The organism is Micromonospora pattaloongensis (genome assembly GCF_900107255.1).
GTDB lineage: Bacteria > Actinomycetota > Actinomycetes > Mycobacteriales > Micromonosporaceae > Micromonospora_I > Micromonospora_I pattaloongensis.
Genome location: NZ_FNPH01000001.1, coordinates 987289 through 1009712 on the forward strand (window position 1 = coordinate 987289; position 22424 = coordinate 1009712).

At 71.9% G+C, this 22424-nt stretch carries 21 protein-coding genes; 11 read left to right on the forward strand and 10 right to left on the reverse strand.

What is annotated here, in order from left to right; translation table 11 throughout:
- The first annotated feature begins 53 nt into the window (after positions 1-53).
- The 6 genes from BLW47_RS04810 (at position 54) to BLW47_RS04835 (ending at position 5884) form a co-directional block, all read left to right on the forward strand.
- Positions 54-2600: a putative bifunctional diguanylate cyclase/phosphodiesterase gene (locus tag BLW47_RS04810; RefSeq protein WP_091551790.1), complete on the forward strand. Its 2547-nt coding sequence runs from the start codon at positions 54-56 to the stop codon at positions 2598-2600.
- Positions 2600-3922 (forward strand): glycosyltransferase 87 family protein, encoded by a 1323-nt coding sequence (locus BLW47_RS04815; protein WP_091552578.1) that lies wholly within the window; start codon positions 2600-2602, stop codon positions 3920-3922. Before BLW47_RS04810 ends, BLW47_RS04815 begins: the two co-directional genes overlap by 1 nt.
- A complete protein-coding gene (gene crcB, locus BLW47_RS04820; protein WP_091551793.1) occupies positions 3919-4332 on the forward strand; it encodes a fluoride efflux transporter CrcB in 414 nt (137 codons plus the stop codon). Before BLW47_RS04815 ends, crcB (BLW47_RS04820) begins: the two co-directional genes overlap by 4 nt.
- On the forward strand, positions 4329-4703 hold the full coding sequence (gene crcB, locus BLW47_RS04825; RefSeq protein WP_091551795.1) for a fluoride efflux transporter CrcB: 375 nt from the start codon (positions 4329-4331) through the stop codon (positions 4701-4703). The genes crcB (BLW47_RS04820) and crcB (BLW47_RS04825) overlap by 4 nt, the downstream gene beginning before the upstream one ends.
- Positions 4704-4818: 115 nt before the next feature.
- A complete protein-coding gene (locus BLW47_RS04830; protein WP_091551798.1) occupies positions 4819-5454 on the forward strand; it encodes a phosphoribosyltransferase in 636 nt (211 codons plus the stop codon).
- A gap of 19 nt (positions 5455-5473) precedes the next feature.
- Positions 5474-5884, forward strand: coding sequence for a TFIIB-type zinc ribbon-containing protein (locus BLW47_RS04835; RefSeq protein ID WP_091551800.1), 411 nt, complete (start codon positions 5474-5476; stop codon positions 5882-5884).
- A gap of 91 nt (positions 5885-5975) precedes the next feature.
- On the opposite strand, the gene dnaB is transcribed toward BLW47_RS04835, so the two are convergent.
- Both dnaB and BLW47_RS04845 read right to left on the reverse strand, forming a co-directional pair.
- Positions 5976-7382, reverse strand: coding sequence for a replicative DNA helicase (gene dnaB, locus BLW47_RS04840; protein ID WP_091552581.1), 1407 nt, complete (start codon positions 7380-7382; stop codon positions 5976-5978).
- Positions 7383-8041: 659 nt separating this feature from the next.
- Complete coding sequence (locus BLW47_RS04845; protein ID WP_139307157.1) at positions 8042-8359, reverse strand: hypothetical protein; 318 nt, start codon at positions 8357-8359, stop codon at positions 8042-8044.
- Positions 8360-8399: 40 nt separating this feature from the next.
- Here BLW47_RS04845 and BLW47_RS04850 point away from each other — a divergent pair, with 40 nt between their 5' ends.
- Positions 8400-9194, forward strand: coding sequence for a hypothetical protein (locus BLW47_RS04850; RefSeq protein WP_091551806.1), 795 nt, complete (start codon positions 8400-8402; stop codon positions 9192-9194).
- A gap of 86 nt (positions 9195-9280) precedes the next feature.
- Here the strand turns inward: BLW47_RS04850 and rplI are convergent, their stop codons facing one another.
- The 5 genes from rplI to BLW47_RS04875 all read right to left on the reverse strand — a co-directional run bounded on the left by rplI (position 9281) and on the right by BLW47_RS04875 (position 12059).
- Complete coding sequence (rplI, locus tag BLW47_RS04855) at positions 9281-9727, reverse strand: 50S ribosomal protein L9 (RefSeq protein ID WP_091551808.1); 447 nt, start codon at positions 9725-9727, stop codon at positions 9281-9283.
- A 14-nt stretch (positions 9728-9741) separates the two neighbouring features.
- A complete protein-coding gene (gene rpsR, locus BLW47_RS04860; protein ID WP_091551811.1) occupies positions 9742-9981 on the reverse strand; it encodes a 30S ribosomal protein S18 in 240 nt (79 codons plus the stop codon).
- A gap of 44 nt (positions 9982-10025) precedes the next feature.
- Complete coding sequence (locus tag BLW47_RS04865) at positions 10026-10553, reverse strand: single-stranded DNA-binding protein (protein WP_175543496.1); 528 nt, start codon at positions 10551-10553, stop codon at positions 10026-10028.
- 80 nt (positions 10554-10633) lie between these two features.
- Positions 10634-10927, reverse strand: coding sequence for a 30S ribosomal protein S6 (rpsF, locus tag BLW47_RS04870; protein WP_091551816.1), 294 nt, complete (start codon positions 10925-10927; stop codon positions 10634-10636).
- A 322-nt stretch (positions 10928-11249) separates the two neighbouring features.
- Positions 11250-12059, reverse strand: a complete 810-nt coding sequence (locus tag BLW47_RS04875) for a hypothetical protein (RefSeq protein WP_091551818.1) — start codon at positions 12057-12059, stop codon at positions 11250-11252.
- A 214-nt stretch (positions 12060-12273) separates the two neighbouring features.
- On the opposite strand from BLW47_RS04875, the gene BLW47_RS04880 reads away from it, so the two are divergent.
- Entirely contained in the window at positions 12274-13050 is a 777-nt protein-coding gene (locus BLW47_RS04880; protein ID WP_091551821.1) for a deoxyribonuclease IV, read from the forward strand.
- 32 nt (positions 13051-13082) lie between these two features.
- Entirely contained in the window at positions 13083-15143 is a 2061-nt protein-coding gene (locus BLW47_RS04885; RefSeq protein WP_245736347.1) for a hypothetical protein, read from the forward strand.
- 54 nt (positions 15144-15197) lie between these two features.
- Here BLW47_RS04885 and BLW47_RS04890 read toward each other — a convergent pair whose 3' ends face one another.
- From BLW47_RS04890 to BLW47_RS04900, 3 genes are all read right to left on the reverse strand, one after another.
- Entirely contained in the window at positions 15198-16700 is a 1503-nt protein-coding gene (locus BLW47_RS04890) for a glycosyltransferase family 87 protein (protein ID WP_091551823.1), read from the reverse strand.
- 122 nt (positions 16701-16822) lie between these two features.
- On the reverse strand, positions 16823-19642 hold the full coding sequence (locus tag BLW47_RS04895; protein WP_091551826.1) for a transglycosylase domain-containing protein: 2820 nt from the start codon (positions 19640-19642) through the stop codon (positions 16823-16825).
- Positions 19643-19839: 197 nt separating this feature from the next.
- Complete coding sequence (locus tag BLW47_RS04900) at positions 19840-20316, reverse strand: DUF5318 domain-containing protein (protein WP_091551829.1); 477 nt, start codon at positions 20314-20316, stop codon at positions 19840-19842.
- A 174-nt stretch (positions 20317-20490) separates the two neighbouring features.
- Between BLW47_RS04900 and BLW47_RS04905 the strand changes: the two genes are divergently transcribed.
- Positions 20491-21117, forward strand: a complete 627-nt coding sequence (locus BLW47_RS04905) for a PadR family transcriptional regulator (RefSeq protein ID WP_091551832.1) — start codon at positions 20491-20493, stop codon at positions 21115-21117.
- Between the two features lie 23 nt (positions 21118-21140).
- Positions 21141-22220 (forward strand): inositol-3-phosphate synthase, encoded by a 1080-nt coding sequence (locus BLW47_RS04910; RefSeq protein WP_091551835.1) that lies wholly within the window; start codon positions 21141-21143, stop codon positions 22218-22220.
- The last annotated feature ends 204 nt before the right edge of the window (positions 22221-22424 follow it).

Here is a 22424-nt window from a genome sequence, read left to right on the forward strand (position 1 = left end):
CGACCCGGCGTGGTTGACAGCGGGTCCCACCCATCGGTCACGATGCAGCAGGGATGCGACACGACGGGTCACCTACGAGCACTGACGACCAGACCGAAGAGCGGCTCCGGCTGCTCGTCGGTCTAGTCGTCGTTACGGCGACGATCTGCCTGGCCGTCGCCGTCGCGCACCTGACCGCGCCGCCGCGGTCCCTCCTCTATCCGATCGCGCTCGCCGGGCTGGTCGCCGTCACCAACGCCCTGCAGGCGAAGATCCGGGTCCGCGCCCAGATCAAGGCCTTCTCCTCGACCTCCGCGGCGATCCTGGTCGCCATCGCCCTGCTGCCACCGCCCTGGGTGGTGCTCTGCACCGCCGCCGGCGTCGCGCTGGCGAACGGCCTGACCCGCAACCAGCCGATCAAACTGGCCTTCAACGTCGGAAAGGACACCACCGCCGCCGCGCTGGCGAGCCTCGCGGCGCACCGGGCCGGGCTGCTGCCGACGCTGGAGGAGACCGGGGGCGTCGCCTGGGGCCCGCAGCTGGTCGGGCTGCTCGCCGCCGCAGCCCTCTACACGGTGGTCGACGAGCTCCTCGGCACCCGCGTGATGGCGCTGGCCACCGGCCGCTCCTGGCGCAAGGTCGCCTTCCAGGACAGCGACAGCCGGATCACGTTCCGGCTCGCGAACCTGGTCATCGCGGTCGCCACCGTCGCGATCCTCAGCTACGGTCCCGGACTGCTGCTGGCGATGCCGCCCGTCGTGGTCGCCCTGCACCTGTCCCACGTCGGCCGACTGCGGGCACAGCAGGAACGCCGGGCGTGGCAGCGGCTCGCGCAGACCACCGACGAGCTCAACGTCGTCGACCTGGACGCCGTGCTCCGCACCGCCGTCACCCGCGCCGCCCAGCTGTTCTCCGCCGATCAGGTCGACGTCGAGGTGCACCTCGGTCCGCAGCCGCGGATGGTGCGGGGGACCGCCGACGCGATCGCGTACGACGGGCCCCCCGCCGAGCCGCCCGGCACGGCGGACGCGGTGATCCGTACGCCGCTGGAGGACCACGCGGGCGGCGGGGACGTCGGCGCGCTGCGGCTGCGCTTCCGGCAACCGGTGACGCTCTCGGAACGCGAGGAGTACACGCTGCGCACCTTCGCGTCGGCGCTGTGCACCGCGATCCGCAACGCCTCCGCGTACGCGGAGCTCGCCCGGGCCGCGCGGGCGCACGCCCACGCGGCGTCGCACGACCCGCTCACCGGCCTCGCCAACCGGCGGGAGCTGCTCGAGCGCGGCACCGAACTGCTGGCCCGCCGGCACGCCGACGGCGTCGCCGCGCTGCTCCTGATAGACCTCAACCACTTCAAGGAGATCAACGACACCCTCGGCCACCCGGCCGGCGACCGGGTGCTCACCGAGGTCGCGCACCGGTTACGCGAGGCGGCCCGCCCGGCCGAGGTCGTGGCGCGGCTCGGCGGCGACGAGTTCGCCGTGCTCTTCAGCGGCCTGCCGGCGCCGGCGATGGCCGCCCACCGCGCCGAGGGGCTGCTGACCGCCCTGCGCGAGCCGATGGAGCTGGAGGGCATGCGGATCAACGTCGAGGCCAGCGGGGGGATCGCGGTCGCGCCGGGGACCGGCGGGATGCCGGAGCTGCTCCGCCGCGCGGACGTGGCGATGTACCAGGCGAAGCGGTCCGGCCAGCGGATCGCCACGTACGCGCGCGACCGCGACACCGCCGACGTCGCGCGACTGGCGCTCGGCGGCGACCTGCCCCGCGCGGTCGCCGAACACGAGTTCACCGTCACCTTCCAGCCGATCGTCGACCTGGGCACCGGGGAGGTGCTCGGCGCCGAGGCGCTGGCGCGCTGGCACCACCCGGACCGGGGCAGCATTGACCCGCTGCGATTCCTGGAGACCGTCGAACGGTCGGGGCTGCTACCGGCCTTCGCGGACGCCGTACTCGATCAGTCCCTCGCCGCGGCGTGCGCCTGGCGCGATGCCGGATTCGACCTGCCGGTCGCGGTCAACGTCTCGCCGCGCAGCCTGCTGGACCCCCGCTTCCCCAGCTCGGTCGTGGCCCGGTTGCAGGCGCACGACCTGCCACCGGACCGCCTCTTCCTGGAGCTGACCGAGACCCTGACCATCAGTCAGCTCGAAGTGGTGGACCGGGTCCTCGGTCAGCTGCGGGACGCCGGGATCCGGCTGGCGCTCGACGACTTCGGCACCGGGTACTCGTCGCTGTCGGTCCTGTCCCGGATCCCGGTGCACGAACTGAAGATCGACCGCGCGTTCGTCATGGCCATGGAGAACTCGCCCGAGGCCGCTGCGGTCGTCCGGTCGACGGTGGAGCTCGGCCGCAGCCTCGAGCTCGTCGTGGTCGCCGAGGGGGTGGAGAGCGAGCCGCAGCGCCGCGCCCTGTGGGAGCTGGGGTGCACGGCCGGGCAGGGACACCTGTTCGCCCGGCCGATGCCGGCGCCCCGGTTGCTGAGCGCCCTGCGGCGGGGCTCCGGCGGTCGGTCCGGATCGCTCGCGCCACCGCTGCACGACGACGGGGCGGTGATCCGGCTGACGCCGGGACGGCGGGCGAGCGGACGTGGCCGTCCCGACCGTCTGCCACACTTGCCCGCGTGATCTCCCCCAACCCGTCGACCGGTCCTGCCCGTCTCCGGTCGGTGGCGCGGCGGATCGGCGGCCTCGGCGGCGACCTCCTGCTCTACGGGCTCTCCGCGCTCTTCGCCGCCGTCACCGCGGTCACCTCCACGCTGGCCCCCCATCGCGCCTGGGGCGCGGTGGCCATGATCGGGTACGCCGCGGCGGCGCTCGCCGCCGCGGTCCAGCTGGTCGCCCGCCGCCGGGGCGTCGTGCCCCGGCTCACCGGCGCGGCGGCCCGCGCCACCGTCACGGCCGTGGCCTGGGCGGCCGTCGCGCTGCTGCCCATGCTGCTGCAGTGCGTGCAGCGGGCCGGCGGACGCCCGGACCGCGCGCAGGAAGAGGTCGTGGTCGTCGAGGACGGCGGGCTGCGGCTGCTCCACGACGGCACTCCCTACCTCGGTCGCGAGGTGATCGCGGCGCTGCCGCCCGCGGAGCAGCTGCTCGGCTACCTGCCGTACCAGCCCGGGATGGCGCTCTTCGGCCTGCCGCGAGCGGTCGCCGGCGTCGCCTGGTGGACCGACGCGCGCGTCTGGTTCGCGGTCGCCACGACGATCGCGCTGGCCGCGGCGCTGACGATCCTGGCCCGCCGGCGGCCGGACCCCGAAGCGGCGCCGTCGCTCCTGCGCGCCGCGCAGCTCGCCACCGTGCTGCCGGTCTGCGCGCTCACCCTGGCCACCGGCGGGGACGACCTCCCCGTGCTGGCGTTCTGCCTGCTCGCGCTCGCGCTCTGCGCCGCCGGGCGGCACGGCGCCGCCGGGCTCACGGTCGGATTCGCCGGCGCCCTCAAGCTCTTCGCCTGGCCGGTCACGCTGGTGCTCCTCGCGTACGCCGCCACCCGCGGCCGGCGCACCGCGCTCCGGTTCGCCGTCGGCGGGCTCGGGCTGCCGCTCGTCGCGTTGGTCCCGGCGCAGCTCGTCGACGCCGACGCGCTGGTCGAGAACGTCGTGCTCTTTCCGCTCGGCCGGGGACTGGTGACCAGTCCCGCCCAATCGCCGCTGCCCGGCCACCTCATCGCGGCGACGCTGCCGGCCGGGCGCGCCATCGCCGCGGCACTGCTGGTCGCGGCCGGGTTGGCGATCGCCGTCCGGCTCGCGCGGCGTCCGCCGCGCACGGCCGCGGACGCGGCGGTGGTGTGCGGGTACGGACTGCTCGCCGCGATGCTGCTGATGCCGGCCACGCGCTTCGGCTACCTGCTCTACCCGGTCGCGTTCCTGGCCTGGGCCCCGGCGCTGCGGCTGGTCCGCGCTGTCGGACGCCCCACCGGCCGCGGGTCACGGCGCGCGACGGCACCGGCCGCATGACCCGGTTGGAACGCTGCGTCCTGGTCGTGGTCGCCGCCGGTGGCGCCCTCGGCTCCGCCGCCCGGTACGGCCTCGCGCTGGCCTGGCCCGCGCCGCCGGCGAGTTTTCCCTGGGCCACCCTGCTCACGAATCTGACCGGGTGCGTCCTGATCGGGGCGCTCATGCAGGCCATCGCGGTCCGCACCGCCCCGCACCGGCTGCTCCGGCCCTTCCTCGGCACCGGAGTGCTCGGTGGCTTCACCACGTTCTCCACGTACGCCGTGGAGACCCGGGCCCTGCTCGCGGCCGGTCGGCCCGCCCTCGCGGCCGGGTACGTGCTCGGCACCCTCGCCGGCGCGCTCGTCGCGGTGCGGCTCGGGATGCTGGTCGTACGACGGCTGCGGCTGGAGCCCGCCGGGGGCGGAGCGTGACGCTGCTGCTGGTCATGGCCGGGGGAGCGGTCGGCGCGGCGGCCCGGTTCCTCACCGACCGGGCCGTCACCGCCCGGTTCGGCCGCGCCCTGCCGTGGGGGACGCTCACCGTCAATCTGGCAGGCTCGTTCCTGCTCGGTCTGCTGGCCGGCGCCGGCGCCGCGCTACCCGGTTGGCTCGGCGCGCTGCTCGGGACCGGATTCTGCGGCGCCCTGACCACCTACTCCACCTTCGGTTACGAGACCGTCCACCTTGCCGTCGGCGGCGGTAACGGTCGACGCCGGGCCCTGCTGAACGTCGTGCTCACCCTCTCCGTCGGGCTGGCGGCGGCCACGCTCGGGTGGCTCGTCGCACCGGGCTCGCCCGGCTGACGCCGCGTCCGGCCGGAAGCACGCGGCCCGCCGGGTCGGGCCGTAAGCACGCGGCCCACCGGGTAGCTTGCCGGAGTGCGCAGCGCACGCCGGTGATGAGGCGTAGACCAGATGCATGGAGAAGCCGTACCTCGACCGGGTCGCAGCCGGGCGCGCCCTCGCCGCCCGGCTGAAGCACCTCGCCGACCGGCCCGACGTCGTGGTGCTCGGTCTGGTCCGGGGCGGGGTGCCGGTCGCGGCGGTCGTCGCGACCGAGCTGCGCGTGCAGCTCGACGTGCTGGTCGTGCGCAAGCTGGGCGTTCCCTCGGCGCCGGAGCTGGCATTCGGGGCGATCGGTCCGGACGGCGTCCAGGTGCTCAACCCGGAGATCTCGGAGCGGATCGAACCGGAGCGGATCGCCGAGGTGGTGCGGGCGGAGACCGCCGAGCTGCGGCGGCGCGAGGAGGTCTACCGGCCGGGCCGGTCGCCGCTGGACCTGCGCGACCGCACGGTGGTCATCGTGGACGACGGGCTCGCGACCGGCGCGACGATCCGGGCCGCGGTGGTGCTCTGTCGGCAACTCCACGCGCACCGGATCATGGTGGCCGTGCCGGTCGGGTCCGTCGAGGCCTGCGCGGTGGTCTCTGCCGACGCCGACGAGCTGCTCTGTCTGCTGCGGCCGGCCGACTTTCACGCCGTGGGGCAGTTCTACGAGAACTTCGAGCAGGTCTCCGACGAGCAGGTGACCGCGATGTTGACGGAGCGCACGTGACAACAGCCGGTACCGTCGAATGATGCAGATGACCTGTCCGAAGTGTCATGGCGAGATGCGTCAGTACGAGCGCAGCGGCGTCGTCGTCGACCAGTGCGGCGAGTGCCGCGGAATCTTCCTCGACCGTGGCGAGCTGGAGAAGCTCTTCGAGGCCGAGGCGAGCTGGAACCGGCAGCACACGCCCCAGGCCCCGCCGGGAGCGCCCCAGCCGGCCCACGGCGCGCCGGCCGCCGGCGGTGGATATGTCCCGCCGCCGCCCCCGCCGCCCGCGCCCGGCCACCACCAGCCCGGATACCCGCCGGCGCATGTCCCGCCGCAGCCGGTGAGCCACGGGTACCCGCCGGCGCCCGCGTACGGCGGCCACTACGGCTACCACGGCCACTACCGCAACAAGCGCCACCGCGGTTTCCTGGGCGAGCTCTTCGACTGACCTGCGGACGTCGCCGCCGGCCGGGCGCGCACCCCGACCGGCGGCACCCGTTGGCCCGAGATGCTGACCGGCACAGCACCGGATGCGCCGGTCAGACCGCCATGTCGACGAAGCGCGACAGGTGCAGCTGCGCCGCGACGGTGATGCTGTCGGTCGGACCGTTACGGTGCTTCGCGACGATGAAGTCCGCCTCGCCGGCGCGGGGCGACTCCTTGTCGTAGTAGTCGTCGCGGTGCAGCAGGATGACCACGTCCGCGTCCTGCTCGATCGAGCCGGACTCACGCAGGTCGGACAGCTGCGGACGCTTGTCGGTGCGCTGCTCGGGACCACGGTTGAGCTGGCTCACCGCGATCACCGGGCACTCGACCTCCTTCGCGAGCAGCTTCAGACCACGCGACAGTTCCGCGACCTCCTGCTGCCGGCTCTCGGTCCGCTTCGGCGAGCTCATCAGCTGGAGGTAGTCGACCACGATCAGCTTGAGATCGTGCTTCTGCTTCAGCCGCCGCGCCTTGGCCCGGATCTCCATCAGGTTCATGTTGGGGGTGTCGTCGACGAAGATCGGCGCCTCGCTGATCTCGCCCATCCGCCGGGCGAGCTTCGACCAGTCGTCGTCGGAGAGCTGCCCGGAACGGAGCACGTGCAGCGGCACCCGCGCCTCGGCGGAGAGCAGCCGCATGACGATCTCGACCTTGCTCATTTCGAGCGAGAAGATCGCGCTGGCGCAGTTGGCCCGGATCGCCGCGTTCCGGGCGAAGTCCATCGAGGCCGTGCTCTTCCCGAGACCGGGACGTCCCGCGACGATGATCAGCTGGCCGGGGTGCAGCCCGTTCAGCAGCCGGTCGAGGTCGGAGAACCCGGTGGGCACACCGGTCATCACGCCGCCCTGCGCGCCGACCGCCTCGATCTCGTCGAGGGTGGGCTGCAGCATGTCGGCGAGGACCGCGAAGTCCTCGCTGACCCGCTTCTCCGTGATCTCGTAGACCGCCTGCTGAGCGAGGTCGACGACGTCGTCGACGTCCCGCCCACCGCCCGCGGCCGACCCGTAACCGAGCTGCACGATCCGGGTGCCCGCCTCGACGAGGCGCCGCAGCACGGCCCGCTCGCCGACGATCCGTGCGTAGTACGCGGCGTTGGCCGCCGTGGGGACGCTGGCGATCAGCGTGTGCAGATAGGGCGCGCCGCCGATGCGGCCCAGGTCACCGGAGTCGGCGAGCGCCGCCCCCACCGTGATCGCGTCCGCCGGCTCGCCGCGGCCGTACAGGTCGAGGATGGTGTCGAAGATCGTCGCGTGGATCGGACGATAGAAGTCGTTGACCTTGAGGATCTCGACGACGTCCGCGATCGCGTCCTTGGAGAGCAGCATGCCGCCGAGCACGCACTGCTCGGCCGCGATGTCCTGCGGTGGGGTCTTCTCGAAGTGTCCGCCGGCCGGGGCCGCGTCCTTGGGCGGGCCGCCGCCACGGCCGGCCTCGGCACGCACATCGTCCGTGATCGACACCCGGAGCCTCCGCTCGTTTGACTGTGCCCGTAGCGAACCGCCGGGGTACGACATTCTTGTCCGCCGCCACGATACGAAACCCGAGGTCAACGGCCCAAACATCGGCGTGGACGAAGTTCGGGACAAGCTGTGGACAGCAACCCGGACGGGTGTGCGCAACGTTGTGCACAGGCTGTGTATAACCGTGGAGGATCGTTGTCCACACCCGCGCTGACCTGCGGATGTCGCGTCCCCATCGTGTGGACGAAAGAAATGCGGCCGTGCCGGAACCCCGGCGACCCGCTATCATCGGCCGCGACGGATCTGTCCGGATGGCCGATTGCGACTTGATATCAGAAAGGTCACGCTCCGGCGGTGGACTACCGGGACTGGGGATACGGCGACCGCGCCCCGTATGAGCGCCGCCCGGGTAGCTCCTGGGCGGGTGACGGCGCTGGACGCTCGGCCGACGACCCGAGCGGCACGTCATGGGACCTCCGGCCCCGGCCCGGGCTCGGGGCGGCGGATCTGACGGACACCGACTTCGACGACGCCTACTGGACTCCGCCGAGCTCCGCCGCGTCGAGCCCGGCGGCGCCCACCTCCGCGGCGCCGACGCCGAGCTCCGCGATTCCGGGGCAACGCGGCACCGGCCGGCACCGCGACGACAGCGATGAGGGCTACCCGGTCAGCGACCCGATCAGCAGCAGCCCGGTCAGCAGCCGGCCCACCAGCAGCCCGGTGAGCAGTGGCTCCTTCACCAGCAGCAGCCCGGTTAGCAGTGGCTCGTACGGCACCCGGCCGATCAGCGGCGGCTCCGTGAGCGCCGGGCCGGCCAGCAGTGGGCCGGTCTCCGGCGGCGGTTGGCGACCGGCGTCGCCGGGCCGCAGCTGGGATCGGCCGGCGGAGCCCGCTGATTGGCAGCGGACGCCCGAGTCCGACCGGTGGGAGCGCTCGGACGACACCGGCGAGTGGGTCCGGTCCGCCCACACCGGCACCTGGCGCAATCCGCACGCCCACAGCTGGTCCGAGCCCGCCGTGAGCGACGACTGGCAGCGCGACGCCCACCCGCGGGACTGGCGCGACGACACGAGCGCCGGGGAGTGGCGCCGCGACGCGCACACCGGACAGTTCGACCGGGTCACCGACGACGCCGGTTGGGGCGTCGAGGGCAACACCGGGGAGTGGGACCGGTCGGAGCGGACGCGCCGGGGACGCCCCGCCGTTGCCGAGCCGGCCGATTCGTGGCAGACCTCCGGCGACACGTTCTGGTCCGGCACGCGCCTGGCCGGTGACGACCCGCGGTGGGTCGAGACCCCGCCGTCCGCGCCCCGCTCGCCGGCCGTCGCCTACCCGCCGCAGCGGAGCGTGCGCCCGGCCCCGCCGCGTACCCGTACGGTGCGGCCGACCCCGGCGACCGCCCGCCCGGCCTATCGCCCACCGGTGCGGCGCGGCCGGGGCAACCGGCTCGACGAGGAGCTGCTGGACTTCGATCCGGGCGGCCACGTCGCGACCCTGCTCTACACCGCCCTCTGGTACGCCGTGCCGGTGCTGTTCTTCGCCCTGTGGCTGCTCACTCTCGACAACACCCCGCCGCCCCCGGGCTGCGTCACGGACGTGCTCGGCGGCGGGTGCCAGTCGGAGCGCGCGGAGGCGATCGCCTCGCTCATCGGCGGCGCGCCGCCGTTCGGCGCCGCCTTCGCGGCCAGCCTGGTGGTGGCGGTCGTGCTGCGCTGGGCCAGCGGGACGTGGCGGGCGGCGAGCGTGGGGCTCGCCTCCGCGGTCGTCGGCGGCGGCCTCTCGACGGTGCTGTTCAGCGCGGTCACCGGCTAGCCCTCGCCGTCGGTGCCCGGCACCGCGACAACGACGGAAGGGGCGGCACACCGGTCGGTGTGCCGCCCCTTCTCGCTACGGTGCTGTCAGGCCTTGACCACGTTCAGGTCGAACTTGGCGGTGACCTCCGGGTGCAGCTTCACGCGCACCGGGTAGGAGCCGAGGGCCTTGATGGTGCCGGGCAGCTCCAGACGACGCCGGTCGAGGAGCGGACCGCCGGCGGCCTTCACCGCGTCGACGATCTCCGCCGGGGTGACCGACCCGAACAGCCGACCGCCGTCGCCGGCCCGCACGCTGAGGCTGACCTTGACCGCCTCGAGCTGGCCCTTGACCTCGTTCGCGTGGTCGAGGTCGCGGATCTCGCGCGCCGCACGGGCCCGCTGGATGACCGCTACCTGGCGTTCCGCGCCCTTCGTCCAGCCGATCGCGAGGCCCTGCGGCAGCAGGTAGTTACGGCCGTAGCCGTCCTTGACCTCGACGATGTCGCCCGGGGCACCGAGGCCGGACACCTCCTGAGTCAGGATGATCTTCATGTCGGTGCCTCCTCTCAGCGGGCCGTGGTGGTGTACGGCAGGAGCGCCATCTCACGGGCGTTCTTGACCGCACGGGCGATCTGCCGCTGCTGCTGGGAGGTGACCCCGGTCACCCGCCGAGCGCGGATCTTGCCGCGGTCGGAGATGAACTTGCGCAGCAGCGCGGTGTCCTTGTAGTCGATATAGGTGATCCCGTCCTTGTCGAGCGGGTTCACCTTCTTCTTCGGCTTGCGCAGTGCCGCAGCCTTAGCCATTGCTCTTGCTCCTGGTTTGCGATCTCGGCCGCTGGGGGCCGGCATCAGAACGGGGGCTCGTCGTCGAAGTTGCCGCCGCCCGAACCGGAGGACGAGGAAGCCGGCGCCGCCGTCGCCCACGGGTCGTCGAAGTTGCCTCCGCCGCCCTGGCCGCCGCCGCCACCGAAACCGCCACCGCCGCCACCGGAGCGCGACATCTTCTGCACCTTCGCCGTGGCGTAGCGCAGCGACGGGCCGATCTCGTCGACCTCGAGCTCGATGACGGTGCGCTTCTCGCCCTCACGCGTCTCGTACGACCGCTGGCGCAGCCGACCGGACACGATCACGCGTGCGCCCCGCTGCAACGACTCGGCGACGTGCTCCGCCGCCTGCCGCCACACGGTGCAGGCCAGGAAGAGCGGCTCGCCGTCCTTCCACTCGCCGGACGCCTTGTCCATGAACCGGGGCGTCGAGGCGACCCGGAACTTGGCGACCGCGGCACCCGAGGGGGTGAAGCGCAACTCGGGATCATCGGTCAGATTGCCGATGACCGTGATGGTGGTATCTCCTGCCATGACCCTCTCCTCGCGCACTCATCGTTGTCTGCCGTAAGGCTGCCAGAGTCGTACGACAGCAGCGATGAGGCTGATCCGGGCGTGCCGGGAAACGCGCGTCAGCGCATCTCCGGCCGGATGACCTTGGTGCGCAGCACCGACTCGTTGAGTCGGAGCTGACGGTCCAGCTCGGCCACCGCCGCAGGCGTGGCCTGCAGGTCGATGACGGCGTAGATGCCCTCGGCCTTCTTGTTGATCTCGAACGAGAGGCGCCGGCGGCCCCACACGTCGAGCTTCTCCACCGAGCCACCCGAGCTGCGGATCACGTTGTTGAGGTACGTGTCGAGCGACGGGGCGACGGTGCGCTCCTCGAGGCTTGGGTCGAGGATCACCATGATCTCGTAATGACGCAAGACGTTCTCACCTCCTCTGGGCTAGCGGCCACGGTCCTTCCGTGGCAGGAGGTCATGCGTCGTGGCGCGTGACGACCGGGGATGGTCCCCGGCGACACGCACAACCTGACCAGAATACCCGGTCGCGGCGGACGCCTTCGGGGGCCCCGCCGCGGCGACGGGGGCCCCGGCCGGCGCGCGCATCGCGACCGGACGGAGCCCCCGTCTGACATCCAGCCGCGGGGCGCGACCTATCCGCTTTCCTTGGGTGGGACCTGGGGAGGAACGACCACACCGACGAGGTTGGATAAGAAGCGCCCCGCGGAGCCTGTGTGTAGTTATTCTACGCCGGAACAGTCCGGCTTGTACGTTGAGCGAGAATAGCCCGAATCGCACCCGCTGACACGCCAATGACGGAAATTGTGGCCACCAGTGCCAGCAGTGCCACCGTCCCGGTCTGGCGGACCGGCTCCACGGAGGCCGTCGGCTCGGCCGCGACGCCCCGCGGCGGCATCGGCGCGGGGAGGGCCGACCGGGCGTCGGACTCTCCCACCGACCTGCCGGCGGCGGCGGTCAGCGGCGACGACCCGTCATCGTCACCACCGTCGTCCGGGACGTCCGGGAACGCGTCGGCCCCACCCGCCCGTGCCTCGGCACCGTCCGGTCGATCGCCCGTACCCGGCGTCGCCGTCGGGACCGGCGCCACCCGCTCCGGTCCCGGCCGCTCGACGGAGCGACGCGGCGGGGGAGCGACCTCGACCCGGACCTCGGACTCGTCGGCCACGACGCAGTTGGGCCGCAGCGCGAGCGAGACCGGCCCGCGATGGAAGAGCACCTCCGCGGCCGCACCGTCCGCGATCTCCCCCCGGGTGTCGCCGTCGATCAGGAGCCGGGCGCGTCGACCGGTGTCGTTGACCACCCGCAGCGTGCTCTCGGCCGGCACCGTCACCGCCGTGGCGCTCGGCGACGACGCGCACGAGACGCCGAGCAGATTCCGGCCGGTGAACACGACCTCGACCCCGCTGGCGTCGCCGGCCCCGGTCGGCGCCGGCACCGGGTCGGCCCACGCGACGCTCGGGTCGAGCAGGGGCGTCCCGGCGAGGAACACGGCGACGGCGGCGGCCGCGGAGCGCTGCCGTAGCTGCTGCGACATTCACCATCTCCCGAGATCGATAAGGCTCGACGGGGCCGGTCGGCCGGAGGCAGGACCGTGGATCTGTGGGATGTAACGGGGATCTATCTGGGTAACGACCTGGCGGCCCTGGCGGTGACGCACGGAAGATGGGCGATTTCCGGCGTACGAGCATGAAACGGCGTTCATCGACGCCGTCACGGCCCGCCGGGCCGCGCGACGTAGGCTCGCCACCATGCGTATCGGAGCCCACGTCGATCCCGCCGCCCCGCTCGAGGAGGCGGCGGCCCGCAAGACCGAGGCCGTGCAGTTCTTTCTCAGTGATCCGCAGGGCTGGAAGGCGCCGGAGCCGCGGCCGGACGCCGAGGCGCTGCGGGCGGCGGATGTGGACGTCTACGTCCACGCTCCGTACGTCATCAACGTCGCGACCCTCAACAACCGGATCCGGATCCCGAGTCGCAAGCTGCTCATCAGCCACGCCACCGCGGCCGCGGAGATCGGCGCGAAGGCGCTGATCGTGCACGGTGGACACGTCAACAAGGGCGACGACATCCAGGCCGGTTTCGACAACTGGCGCAAGACCTTCGCGTACGCGGCCGAATCCGGCGGCTTCGCGGTTCCGGTGTTGATCGAAAACACGGCGGGCGGCGACAACGCGTGCGCCCGACGCTTCGACGCGCTCGCCCGGCTCTGGGACGCGGTCGGCGAGTACGGCGTCGGCTTCTGCCTGGACACCTGTCATGCGCACGCGGCGGGGGAGGACCTGCTCGACGTCGTGGACCGGGTGAAGGCCATCACCGGCCGGATCGACCTGGTGCACGCGAACGACTCCAAGGACGGGTTCGGCACGGGCCGGGACCGGCACGACAACCTGGGGAACGGTCTGATCGATCCCGAACTCGTGGTCGCCGTGGTGCGGGCGGCCGACGCCCCCGCGATCGTCGAGACGCCGGGCGGCGCGGACGCCCAGGCGGCGGACATCACGTTCCTCCGTGACCGGGTCGGCGGGTAACTCAGGTGGGCCGGCTGGAGCAGGATCGGTCGATGAGCACGGAACAGCCCGACATCACCGCCGGAAGCGCGGAGAAGGCCGCCGAAAAGCCGGACGCGGCACCGGGCAGCACCGAAAAGCCGGACGCGGACAACGGCGGCGCCGAAAAGCCGGACACGGCACCGGGCAGCACCGAGAAGCCGGACGCGGGCAAGGGCGGCACTGAAAAGCCGGACGCGGACAATGGCGGCGCCGAGAAGGACGGCGCCGGCGCGGCCGAGGCGGCGAAGGCCGAGGCGGCGAAGGCCGATGCGGCGACGGGCGCGGAGTCGGGGACCGCCGACCCGTGGACGTCCTTCGGACCGGCGTCGGAGCCCGTCCCCGGCCGCGTGCGCCGAGTGGTCCGGGCCGTGGGCCGGGTGTTCACCCACGAGTGGACCCTGGCCGGCGTCGCCGCGCTCGCGCTCGCCGTGCTGATCACGTGGCCGACGCTGCGCTATCCGCTGCACACGATCCCGCACGACATCTGGGACCCGACCCTGCAGGCCTGGCAGATGGCCTGGTCCGGCCACATCCTGCTGACCGACCCGACGCAGTTGTGGCACTCCAACACCCATTACCCGGAGTCCTGGAGCTTCGCCTTCTCCGACACCCTGCTCGGCTACGCGCCCGCAGGCATGATCGGAACCGGCCCGGTCGCCGCGGTGCTCCGCTACAACATCGTGTTCGTGCTCGCGCACGCGCTCGCGCTGCTCGGGGCGTACGCCCTGGTCCGACAGCTCGGCGCGGGCCGCACCGGCGCCGCGGTCGCGGCCGCCGGCTACGCCACCGCGCCCTGGCTGCTCGCCCAGGCGGGCCACCTGCACGTCATCTCCAACGGCGGCATCCCGCTCGCCCTCGCCATGCTCGCCCGCGGCCACGGCTGGTCGCTGCGCCACGGCTACCGCCCGGAACGCCGCCGGGCGGCGTGGGCGTTCGCCGGCTGGCTGGTCGCCGCCTGGCAGATCACGCTCGGCTTCGGCATCGGCCTGCCCTTCGCGTACGTCATGGCGCTGATCGCGATCGTCGCGCCCGTCATGTGGTACATCCGGCGGCACTGGGGCTGGGGCGTGAAGCGGCCCTTCGGCGTGCGGCTCCTCCTCGCGGACCTCTGGGGTGGCGCGATCTTCGCGGCGACCGGGGCGTTGCTGGCGATCCCGTACTTCAAGGTCGCCGAGCTGCACCCGTACGCCAAGCGGACGATCGAGGAGATCGAGCTCTACTCGCCGCCGGTCAGCGGGTTCTTCACCGCCCCCGCGGAGTCGCGGATCTGGGGCGGGCTCCACGAGCCGGCCCGGGCGGCGCTGCCCTGGCACCCGGAGATGACCCTGCTGCCCGGCTTCGTGCTCTACGGGCTGGCGCTGGCCGGGCTGTTCTTCTCGATCTGGACCGTACGCCAGCGCCTGCTGCTGCTCGCCGGGGTGCTGGTCACCGGGATCCTCGCGATGGGGACCAGGTTCTTCGACGGCACGTTCACCTACCGCCCGCTCTTCGAGTACCTGCCCGGCTGGGACGGCATCCGTACGCCCGGACGGCTGATGCTCTGGACGACGTTGCTGCTCGGCGTTCTCGCCGCGGGCGCGGTCTCCGCGTTCGTGGTCCGGGTCTCGGAGATCGCCGCGAACTGGGTGCCGCCCCGTCCCGGCGTGTGGCTGCGGCTCGCCACGCTGCTCCCGCTGATCCTCGTTCTGGTCGAGGGGCTCAACGTCACGAAGCATCCGATCGTGCCGGCGCAGCCGGCCGCGCTGCGCACCGTCGACGGACCGATGCTGGTGCTGCCGACCAACCAGAACGTCGACCAGAACGTCATGCTCTGGTCGACCAGCGACTTCCAGCAGGTGGTCAACGGGGGAAGCGGGTTCACCCCGCAGGCCCTGGCCGACATCCGGGCCGCCGCCGGCACCTTCCCCGATGTCACGAGCGTGGACTACCTGCGGCAGCGCGGCGTACGGGTGGTGGTGCTGCTGCGGGACCGGGTAGCGGGCACGTCGTGGGAACACGCCGCCGATGCTCCGGTCACCTCGCTCGGCATCCAGCGCGAGGAACTGGGCGACGCCCTCGTGTTCCGGCTCTGACCGACCGCGCCCGGCGCCCGCGAGCGAACCTCGGGGGCGCCGGGCGCGGTCGGATCAGCCGGTCACGGCCGCGACCGTGGCCGGTGCCGGGACCTCGGCTGTCTCCGGGTCCACCCGTCGTCGCACCCAGCCCGCGTCCGGCGCGCCGTCGAAGTCACCGCCGTCCGGGTCGTCGTCGTAGCTGCGGCGCACGGCGTCGCGCTCCGGCCGGAGGATGTCCCGGATGACGAGTCCACAGAGGAGCGCGACGGTGATCCAGCGCAGCGTGGCCGCGAGCACGAAGACGCCCTCGGGGAAGACCTGCTTGCCGGTGGCGCCGAGCAGCTCGCCGTAGAAGGCCACGAAATAGCACACCTCGGCGAACTGCCAGGCCAGGAACGCGCCCCACCGGGGCCGGGCGAGCACCGCGAGCGGCAACAGCCAGAGCACGAACTGCTGCGACCACACCTTGCTGGTCAGCAGGAACGCCGCCACGACCAGGAAGGCGAGCGCCGCCAGCCGCGGCCGGCGCGGCGCGCGCACGGCCAGCGCGGCGATCCCGAGGCAGGCCAACCCGAACAGCAGGTACGACAGCGCGTTGAGCGCCGGGATGTTGTCGCTGAGCCACTGGAACGGGCCCCGCTCACCCCAATTGCCGTCGAGATAGCGGCCGATGTACCAGAGCGTGCCCCAGTCGATCGGGCGGGTCGAGTTGAGTTCGCGGAAGCGGTTCCAGCTGTCGTAGTAGAGCACCATGATCGGCAGGTTCAGCGCCAGCCAGGTGGCGACGAACGCGCCGGCCGTGGTGAGCGGCGCCCGCCAGCGGCCGGTGCGCAGCGCGAGCACGAGGATCGGCCCGAACAGGAAGAGCGGCCACAACTTGGCCGCGCAGCCGATCCCGAGCATGATGCCGGCGACGATCGGCCGGCGGCGGGCCCAGGCGTAGAGCCCGAAGGCCGCGAATGCGATCGCGAGCAGGTCCCAGTTGACCGTGGCGGTCAACAGGAGCGCGGGGGAGAGGGCGAACAGGGCCGCGTCCCAGGGCCGGCGGCGGCGCAGCGACAGGATGACGGCGACGGTCGCGACCGCGAGCACGCCGAGCACGAGCGCGTTCAGGTTGTAGAACCACTGGCCCTGGTTGAGCTCCGGCCGCGTCGCGCCGAGCTCGTGCACCGGCAGGCCGAGCGCCCCCATGAAGTACCCGGTGACGACCGGGTACTCCACCGGGTGGTCCCGGTAGGGCACCTTCCCCTCGTTCAGGCCCTCCGCGTAGTAGAGCGCGAGCACATCGGTGTAGCAGAACCGGGTGTACTGGATGTTGTTCTGCCACGCGCCCTCCTGGCACGGCGACTTCTGCACCCAGTGCAGCGCCAGGGTCAGGCAGGTGAGCGCCAGCACGATCCGACTCGCCGTCCAGAACCGGCCCCGCCAGTGGCCCGGCGAACGCCCGTAACCGACGGCGTGCTCGCCCAGCGGGCCCCCGATCACCTCGGAGAGCCCCCGGACGAACGCATCGGAGCGGGACGGGTGGTCGAGCTTGTCGGAACCGTCGGTCTCCGTCGACTGTTGCGCGCTCATGCCCAGGCATCCTGCCGCACGGCGACCGGTCGCGTCTGCTCCGGATCGCCGTGTCGATGGGCGCGGCACAAACGACGCCGGCGGCCGGGCGTTGAGCCCGACCGCCGGCGTGCGTCGCGGCGTCAGTTCTGCCGGGGTGGAGCGGTGCCGTTCAACGGGTTGGTGGTGTCGCCGGGATTGTTCGGATCCCCGCCGCCACCCGGGTTGCCGCCGGGGTTGCCGGGGTTGCCGGGCCCGGGGTTGTTGCCGTTGCCGTTTCCGTTTCCGCCGCCCGGGTTCTGGTTGCCGTCCGGCGGACAGAACAGCCGGAGCGGGTTGTTGCAGTCACCATTGTCGGGCTTCGGCTGCTCCTGCTTCGGCGGCACCCCGTTGGCCTGGGGCGGGTTCGGGTCGCCGGTGCCCTTCTTCTCCGGGAAGCCTTCCTGCGGCACCTTCATGGCGGCGTGCGCGTCGTCCATGAACTTCTTCCAGATCGCGGCCGGTGTGCCGCCACCGAACATCATGGAACCATCCGCTTCCTCGATGGCTCGACGGTTGCCGGTGGTGCCGACCCAGACCGCCGCGGCGATCTGCGGGGTAGCGCCGATCATCCAGGCGTCCCCGTTCTGGGTGTCGTTGAGCTCCCAGGTACCGGTCTTGCCGACGGACACACGGTTGGCGGCGAGCGCGTCGCCGGTCGATCCGGGGATCTTCTTCAGCACCGAGTTGAGGTCGTCCATCTGCGCCTTCGGGAAAACCTCCTGCGGGTCGGCCTTCGGGCCGTAGACCAGATCCCACTTACCGGTCTTCAGGTTGTACTTGTGGACCTCTTCGATGAAGTGCGCCTTGTTGTACGTGCCCCGGTTGGCGATCGTCGCCATCCCGTTCGCGTGGTCGAGCACCGTCACCGCGTACTGGCCGTAGCTGACCTGCTTGTCGAACTTCGCCGGCGCGACCTCGGCCGGCTTCCTCTTGGTCAGGTCGATCGTCTCGGTCTTGTCCGTCCACATGGTCCGGATACCGGCGTCGCGCGCCGCCTCGACAATCTTGTCCGGGCCGAGCGCCTTCGCGATCCAGTAGAACGGCACGTTGTACGACTCGACGGTGGCCTTGTCGAGGTCACACCACTTGCCGCCGTTGTCGCAGTTCAGGTTCGTGCGTCCGGCGTTCGAGATCTCGAACCCGGTCTCCGGGTCCTTGGTCTTGGTGGCGTCCCAGTGCGAGTCGACCGAGATCCCGGCGCGCAGCGCCGCCGCGAGGGTGTACACCTTGAAGGTCGAGCCGGGGGAGTGGCCGCCGTAGACCTTGCCGTTGTCGGTGTTGAGGCCGGCGTAGTCGGTGCCGGAGGCGTTGTCGCCGCCGTAGTAGGCGAGCACCTTGCCCGTCTTCACGTCAACCGCGACCAGGGCCGCCATGTAGTGCTTCGGCAGGCCGTTCATCGGGGAGCTCTTGCTGGCCCGCCGCGCGGCGCTCTCCGCGGCCTTCTGCGCCTGCTGGTTGATGGTGGTCTTGATCCGGTAGCCACCCTCCTTCCAGTCCGTGATGTTGTTCGCCTCCAGTTCGGCACGCACGTAGTTCACGACGTTGCCGGACGGAGTGTTCAGACCGCAGCCGACCGCGCAGTCCTTCTTCGGGTCCCAGGCCCGGAGCGTGCCCTTCGGGGCCGGCGCGGGGTACCTCGCCGCGGCCCGCGTCTCGGGCGCGATCCAGCCCTTCTCCTGCATGTTGTTGAGCGTGTACTCCCAGCGCTCCTTGGCGGCCTCCGGGTTGATCTGCGGGTCGTAGCCCTTGTGCCCGGTATTCGCGTCCGGCTCCGGCTGCTTGATCACCGAGGCCAGCACCGCCGCCTCTTCAGGGGTGATCGCGTCCTTCCGCCCCGGCGGCGCGAGCACGGACTTGCCGAAGTAGGCGCGGGCGGCGGCCTCGACACCGTGCGCGCCGCGGCCGAAGTAGATCGCGTTGAGGTAGAAGCCGAGCAGCTCGTCCTTGCTGAACTCGTCCTCGAGCTTGGAGGCTAGCACCGCCTCGCGCAGCTTCCGCGCGTAGTTGATGCCGCTCAGCTCGGCGACGTGCCGGGCGTACTGCTGCGTGATGGTGGAGGCGCCCTGCGTCGTACCACCGGTGAAGTTGTTCCAGGCGGCCCGGGCGATGCCCTTCATGTCGATGCCGCCGTGCTGCTCGAAGTTCTTGTCCTCGGCGGCCATCACGGCGTGCTTGACGTCGGGGTTGATCTTGTCGGCGGGCACGATCGTGCGGTTCTGCTCGCCGAGCTTGGCGAGCTGCTGCCCGTTGTTGTACATGATCGTGGTCGCCATCGGCTCGCCGAAGTCCGTCGGCGTCTTGACCGTGTCCGCGAACCAGGTGAAGGCGACGACGCCGGAGCCGAGCAGCATGACCAGAACGGCGAACGCGGCGATGATCAGGTTGATCCGCTTGCGCTTCTTCGCCTTCTTGGCGTCGGCGGGGTCACCCTTGCCGCCGCCCCGACCGCCACCGCCCCCGCCGCCGGGGCCCCTGCCACCTGGGCCGTTCGGGCCGCCACCGGCGCCACCGCCCGCCCGCGGCCCGGCGCCGGAGACCGGCCGGACGCTGGCGCGGGCGACCGCGGCGCGGCCACTGCCGGACGCGCCGCCCACCCGGGCGGCCCCGACGACGGCGCGACCGGACGGCCGCTCGCCCGCGCTCAGTGACTCATCCGGTGCCGGCGCGGCCGGAGCCGGGATGTTCGCGCGCCCGACGGACGCACGTCCGGCGGAGGCCGAGCCGACCGACGCCCGCCCCGCGGGCGCGGCTCCGGTGGATCCCTGTCCGCCGCCCGACCAACCGTGGTCGGGGCCGGCGGAGGCCGACGCCCGGTAGGCGCCGGGGGCGGATGCCCAGGGGTCGGCCTGTCCGTGATCGGGGCCCGGGCCGGGGATGTTGGCCCGCCCGCGCGCGGAACTGGGGTCGCCGTACGAGTTCATTCGTCACACCCTGCCGGTCGCGGTGATGCGCGTACGCGACACCACCGGGTTGCCGTGAGTTAGGCCACGCTCCGTCTCGAACCGGACGCGTCGGTCGAAGGTTGCCTGACCAAAAATAACCGGACTTATCCGATTAAAGATCGTCCACTCGGCTCGACTACGCCGGATCGGCGGAAGACTGGCCAGGCGGGCGAGTATCACCGTCGACCCTCTCGCCTTCGCTTGTCCGCGCGCGGATCGGCGCCGGCCGTGCCGGGGAGCCCCGCCGCCACCGCGCCACCGCGCTGCGGGTCCGGGCCGGCGGCCGAGAGCCCGTCGCGGCCGAGCAGGAACTGCTCGACGAGGTGATTCCAGGCGCACCCGCGGCAGACCTCCACCACGTACACCTGGAACTCACGCAGCGTCATCGCCAGCACGGGCAACTCCGCCTTGGTGCGCGCCTGTCCCGCCGACTGCTTGAGCTCATCGCCGTAAATGTAATGGACGTGAGTGAGGTTCTCGCGGCGGCAGATCGGGCACCGCTCCTCGGTGAGCTCACCGTGGAAGCGAGCAGCACTTTTGAGGTACGGCGAGGCGTCGCAGACCTCGTAGGTGCCGACCCGGCCGGAGTAGACCTCGCGCAGCAGCGCCCGCTTCTGAAGCGAGTAGTCCACCACCTGCCGCTGCGTGCGCATGCGCACGAGGGTACGCGGTCCCGCGCGGAGTGGCGACCAAGGTGACGCTGCGTTACTCGACATGTACGGACCCGGGGTTTGCCCTCAACCATCCCGTTGTTTACGGTGGCGATGTATCGCTCCGATACATCGGCAGGTTAGTCAGGCGCACGAACGGGCAAGGAGGCGGAGGCAATGCTCGAACTTGCCATCCTCGGCCTTCTGCAGGAGTCTCCGATGCACGGCTATGAGCTGCGCAAAGAGCTCACGGCCAAGCTGGGTGCCATCCGCGCGGCGATCAGCTACGGATCGCTGTACCCGACGCTGCGCCGCCTCCAGGCCTCTGGTTGGATCACCGAGGCCTCCGCGACGGCCGCTGACGTGGAGGAGGCACCGCCGCTGACCAGCCGTCGGGGCCGGGTGGTCTACAAGATCACCGCCGACGGGAAGGAACGATTCGCCGAACTGATAGCGCAGACCGGACCGGAGACGTACGAGGACACGGGGTTCGGTGTGCACTTCGCGTTCTTCGCCCGCACCGACCGCGCCACCCGGCTGCGGATCCTCGAGGGGCGACGACGCAAGGTCGAAGAACGCCGCGAGGGTCTGCGGGACGTGCTCAGCCGCGCCGCTGAACGGCTGGACGCGTACACCCTCGAACTTCAGCGCCACGGTCTCGATGCCTGCGAGCGCGAGGTCCGCTGGCTGGAGGAGCTCATCGCCAACGAGCGCTCCGGCCGGGCTCCCGACGACGGGGGCCCACGACAAGACAACAGCCCGCCTCCGCCTGGGCAGTCCAGGAAAGAGCCGGAGCGGCCGTGATGAATGAGAAGGAGGCACACGCAATGGGCTCCGTCCGCGTCGCCATCGTCGGTGTTGGTAACTGCGCGTCTTCCCTGGTCCAGGGCGTCGAGTACTACCGCAACGCCGACCCGAACGACCGCGTCCCGGGTCTCATGCACGTCACCTTCGGCGACTACCACGTATCGGACGTGGAATTCGTCGCGGCGTTCGACGTGGACGCCAAGAAGGTGGGCATGGACCTCGCGGAGGCGATCGTCGCCAGCGAGAACAACACGATCAAGCTCTGCGACGTGCCGCCGACCGGCGTGCTCGTCCAGCGCGGCCCGACCTTCGACGGCCTGGGCCAGTACTACCGCGAGATCATCGAGGAGTCGGACGCCGCGCCGGTCGACGTGGCGCAGGCGCTGCGCGACGCCCGGGTCGACGTCGTCGTCTCGTACCTGCCGGTGGGCTCCGAGGAGGCCGACAAGTTCTACGCCCAGGCGGCGATCGACGCCGGCTGCGCCTTCGTCAACGCGCTGCCCGTGTTCATCGCCTCCGACCCGGTGTGGGCCAAGAAGTTCGAAGACGCCGGGCTGCCGATCGTCGGTGACGACATCAAGAGCCAGGTCGGCGCGACGATCGTGCACCGGGCGCTGGCCAAGCTGTTCGAGGACCGCGGCGTCGAGCTGCTGCGCACGTACCAGCTCAACTTCGGCGGCAACATGGACTTCATGAACATGCTGGAGCGCAACCGGCTGGTCTCGAAGAAGATCTCGAAGACCCAGTCGGTCACGTCCCAGATCCCGCACGAGATGACCAAGGGCGACGTGCACATCGGGCCGTCGGACCACGTGCCGTGGCTCGACGACCGCAAGTGGGCGTACATCCGGCTGGAGGGCCGTTCCTTCGGCGACGTGCCGCTCAACGCGGAGCTGAAGCTCGAGGTGTGGGACTCGCCGAACTCGGCCGGCGTCATCATCGACGCGGTGCGGGCGGCGAAGATCGCGCTGGACCGGGGGATCGGCGGTCCGATCCTGTCGGCCTCGTCCTACTTCATGAAGTCCCCGCCGGTGCAGTACGCCGACCACGACGCCCACCAGGCGGTCGAGGACTTCATCGCCGGCAAGGTCGAGCGGTAGATTCACCGTCGCGAAGCAGCCGAGGGGTCGGTCCGATCACGGACCGGCCCCTCGCTCGTTGCCCGCCGCGGTCGCGTCCCTGCCGGCGCGGCTTCCGCCGCGCCGCTGACCAGGGCGCGTCCCACCGGCGGGTCGAGCGGGGCATCCAGGCGGCGCAACGACGAGGGCCGATCGGCCGGGACCCTCGCGCGCGCGGATGATTGT

Excerpts from the sequence above, each read along its gene's own strand:
- BLW47_RS04835 (WP_091551800.1), top strand. The coding sequence starts at position 5,474 with ATGATGCAGATGACCTGTCCGAAGTGTCATGGCGAGATGCGTCAGTAC.
- BLW47_RS04880 (WP_091551821.1), top strand. The coding sequence starts at position 12,274 with ATGCGTATCGGAGCCCACGTCGATCCCGCCGCCCCGCTCGAGGAGGCG.
- BLW47_RS04900 (WP_091551829.1), bottom strand. The coding sequence starts at position 20,316 with ATGCGCACGCAGCGGCAGGTGGTGGACTACTCGCTTCAGAAGCGGGCG.
- crcB (WP_091551793.1), top strand. The coding sequence starts at position 3,919 with ATGACCCGGTTGGAACGCTGCGTCCTGGTCGTGGTCGCCGCCGGTGGC.
- BLW47_RS04885 (WP_245736347.1), top strand. The coding sequence starts at position 13,083 with ATGAGCACGGAACAGCCCGACATCACCGCCGGAAGCGCGGAGAAGGCC.
- rpsR (WP_091551811.1), bottom strand. The coding sequence starts at position 9,981 with ATGGCTAAGGCTGCGGCACTGCGCAAGCCGAAGAAGAAGGTGAACCCG.
- BLW47_RS04875 (WP_091551818.1), bottom strand. The coding sequence starts at position 12,059 with ATGTCGCAGCAGCTACGGCAGCGCTCCGCGGCCGCCGCCGTCGCCGTG.
- BLW47_RS04810 (WP_091551790.1), top strand. The coding sequence starts at position 54 with ATGCGACACGACGGGTCACCTACGAGCACTGACGACCAGACCGAAGAG.
- BLW47_RS04910 (WP_091551835.1), top strand. The coding sequence starts at position 21,141 with ATGGGCTCCGTCCGCGTCGCCATCGTCGGTGTTGGTAACTGCGCGTCT.
- BLW47_RS04905 (WP_091551832.1), top strand. The coding sequence starts at position 20,491 with ATGCTCGAACTTGCCATCCTCGGCCTTCTGCAGGAGTCTCCGATGCAC.
- BLW47_RS04890 (WP_091551823.1), bottom strand. The coding sequence starts at position 16,700 with ATGAGCGCGCAACAGTCGACGGAGACCGACGGTTCCGACAAGCTCGAC.
- rplI (WP_091551808.1), bottom strand. The coding sequence starts at position 9,727 with ATGAAGATCATCCTGACTCAGGAGGTGTCCGGCCTCGGTGCCCCGGGC.
- BLW47_RS04895 (WP_091551826.1), bottom strand. The coding sequence starts at position 19,642 with ATGAACTCGTACGGCGACCCCAGTTCCGCGCGCGGGCGGGCCAACATC.
- BLW47_RS04830 (WP_091551798.1), top strand. The coding sequence starts at position 4,819 with ATGGAGAAGCCGTACCTCGACCGGGTCGCAGCCGGGCGCGCCCTCGCC.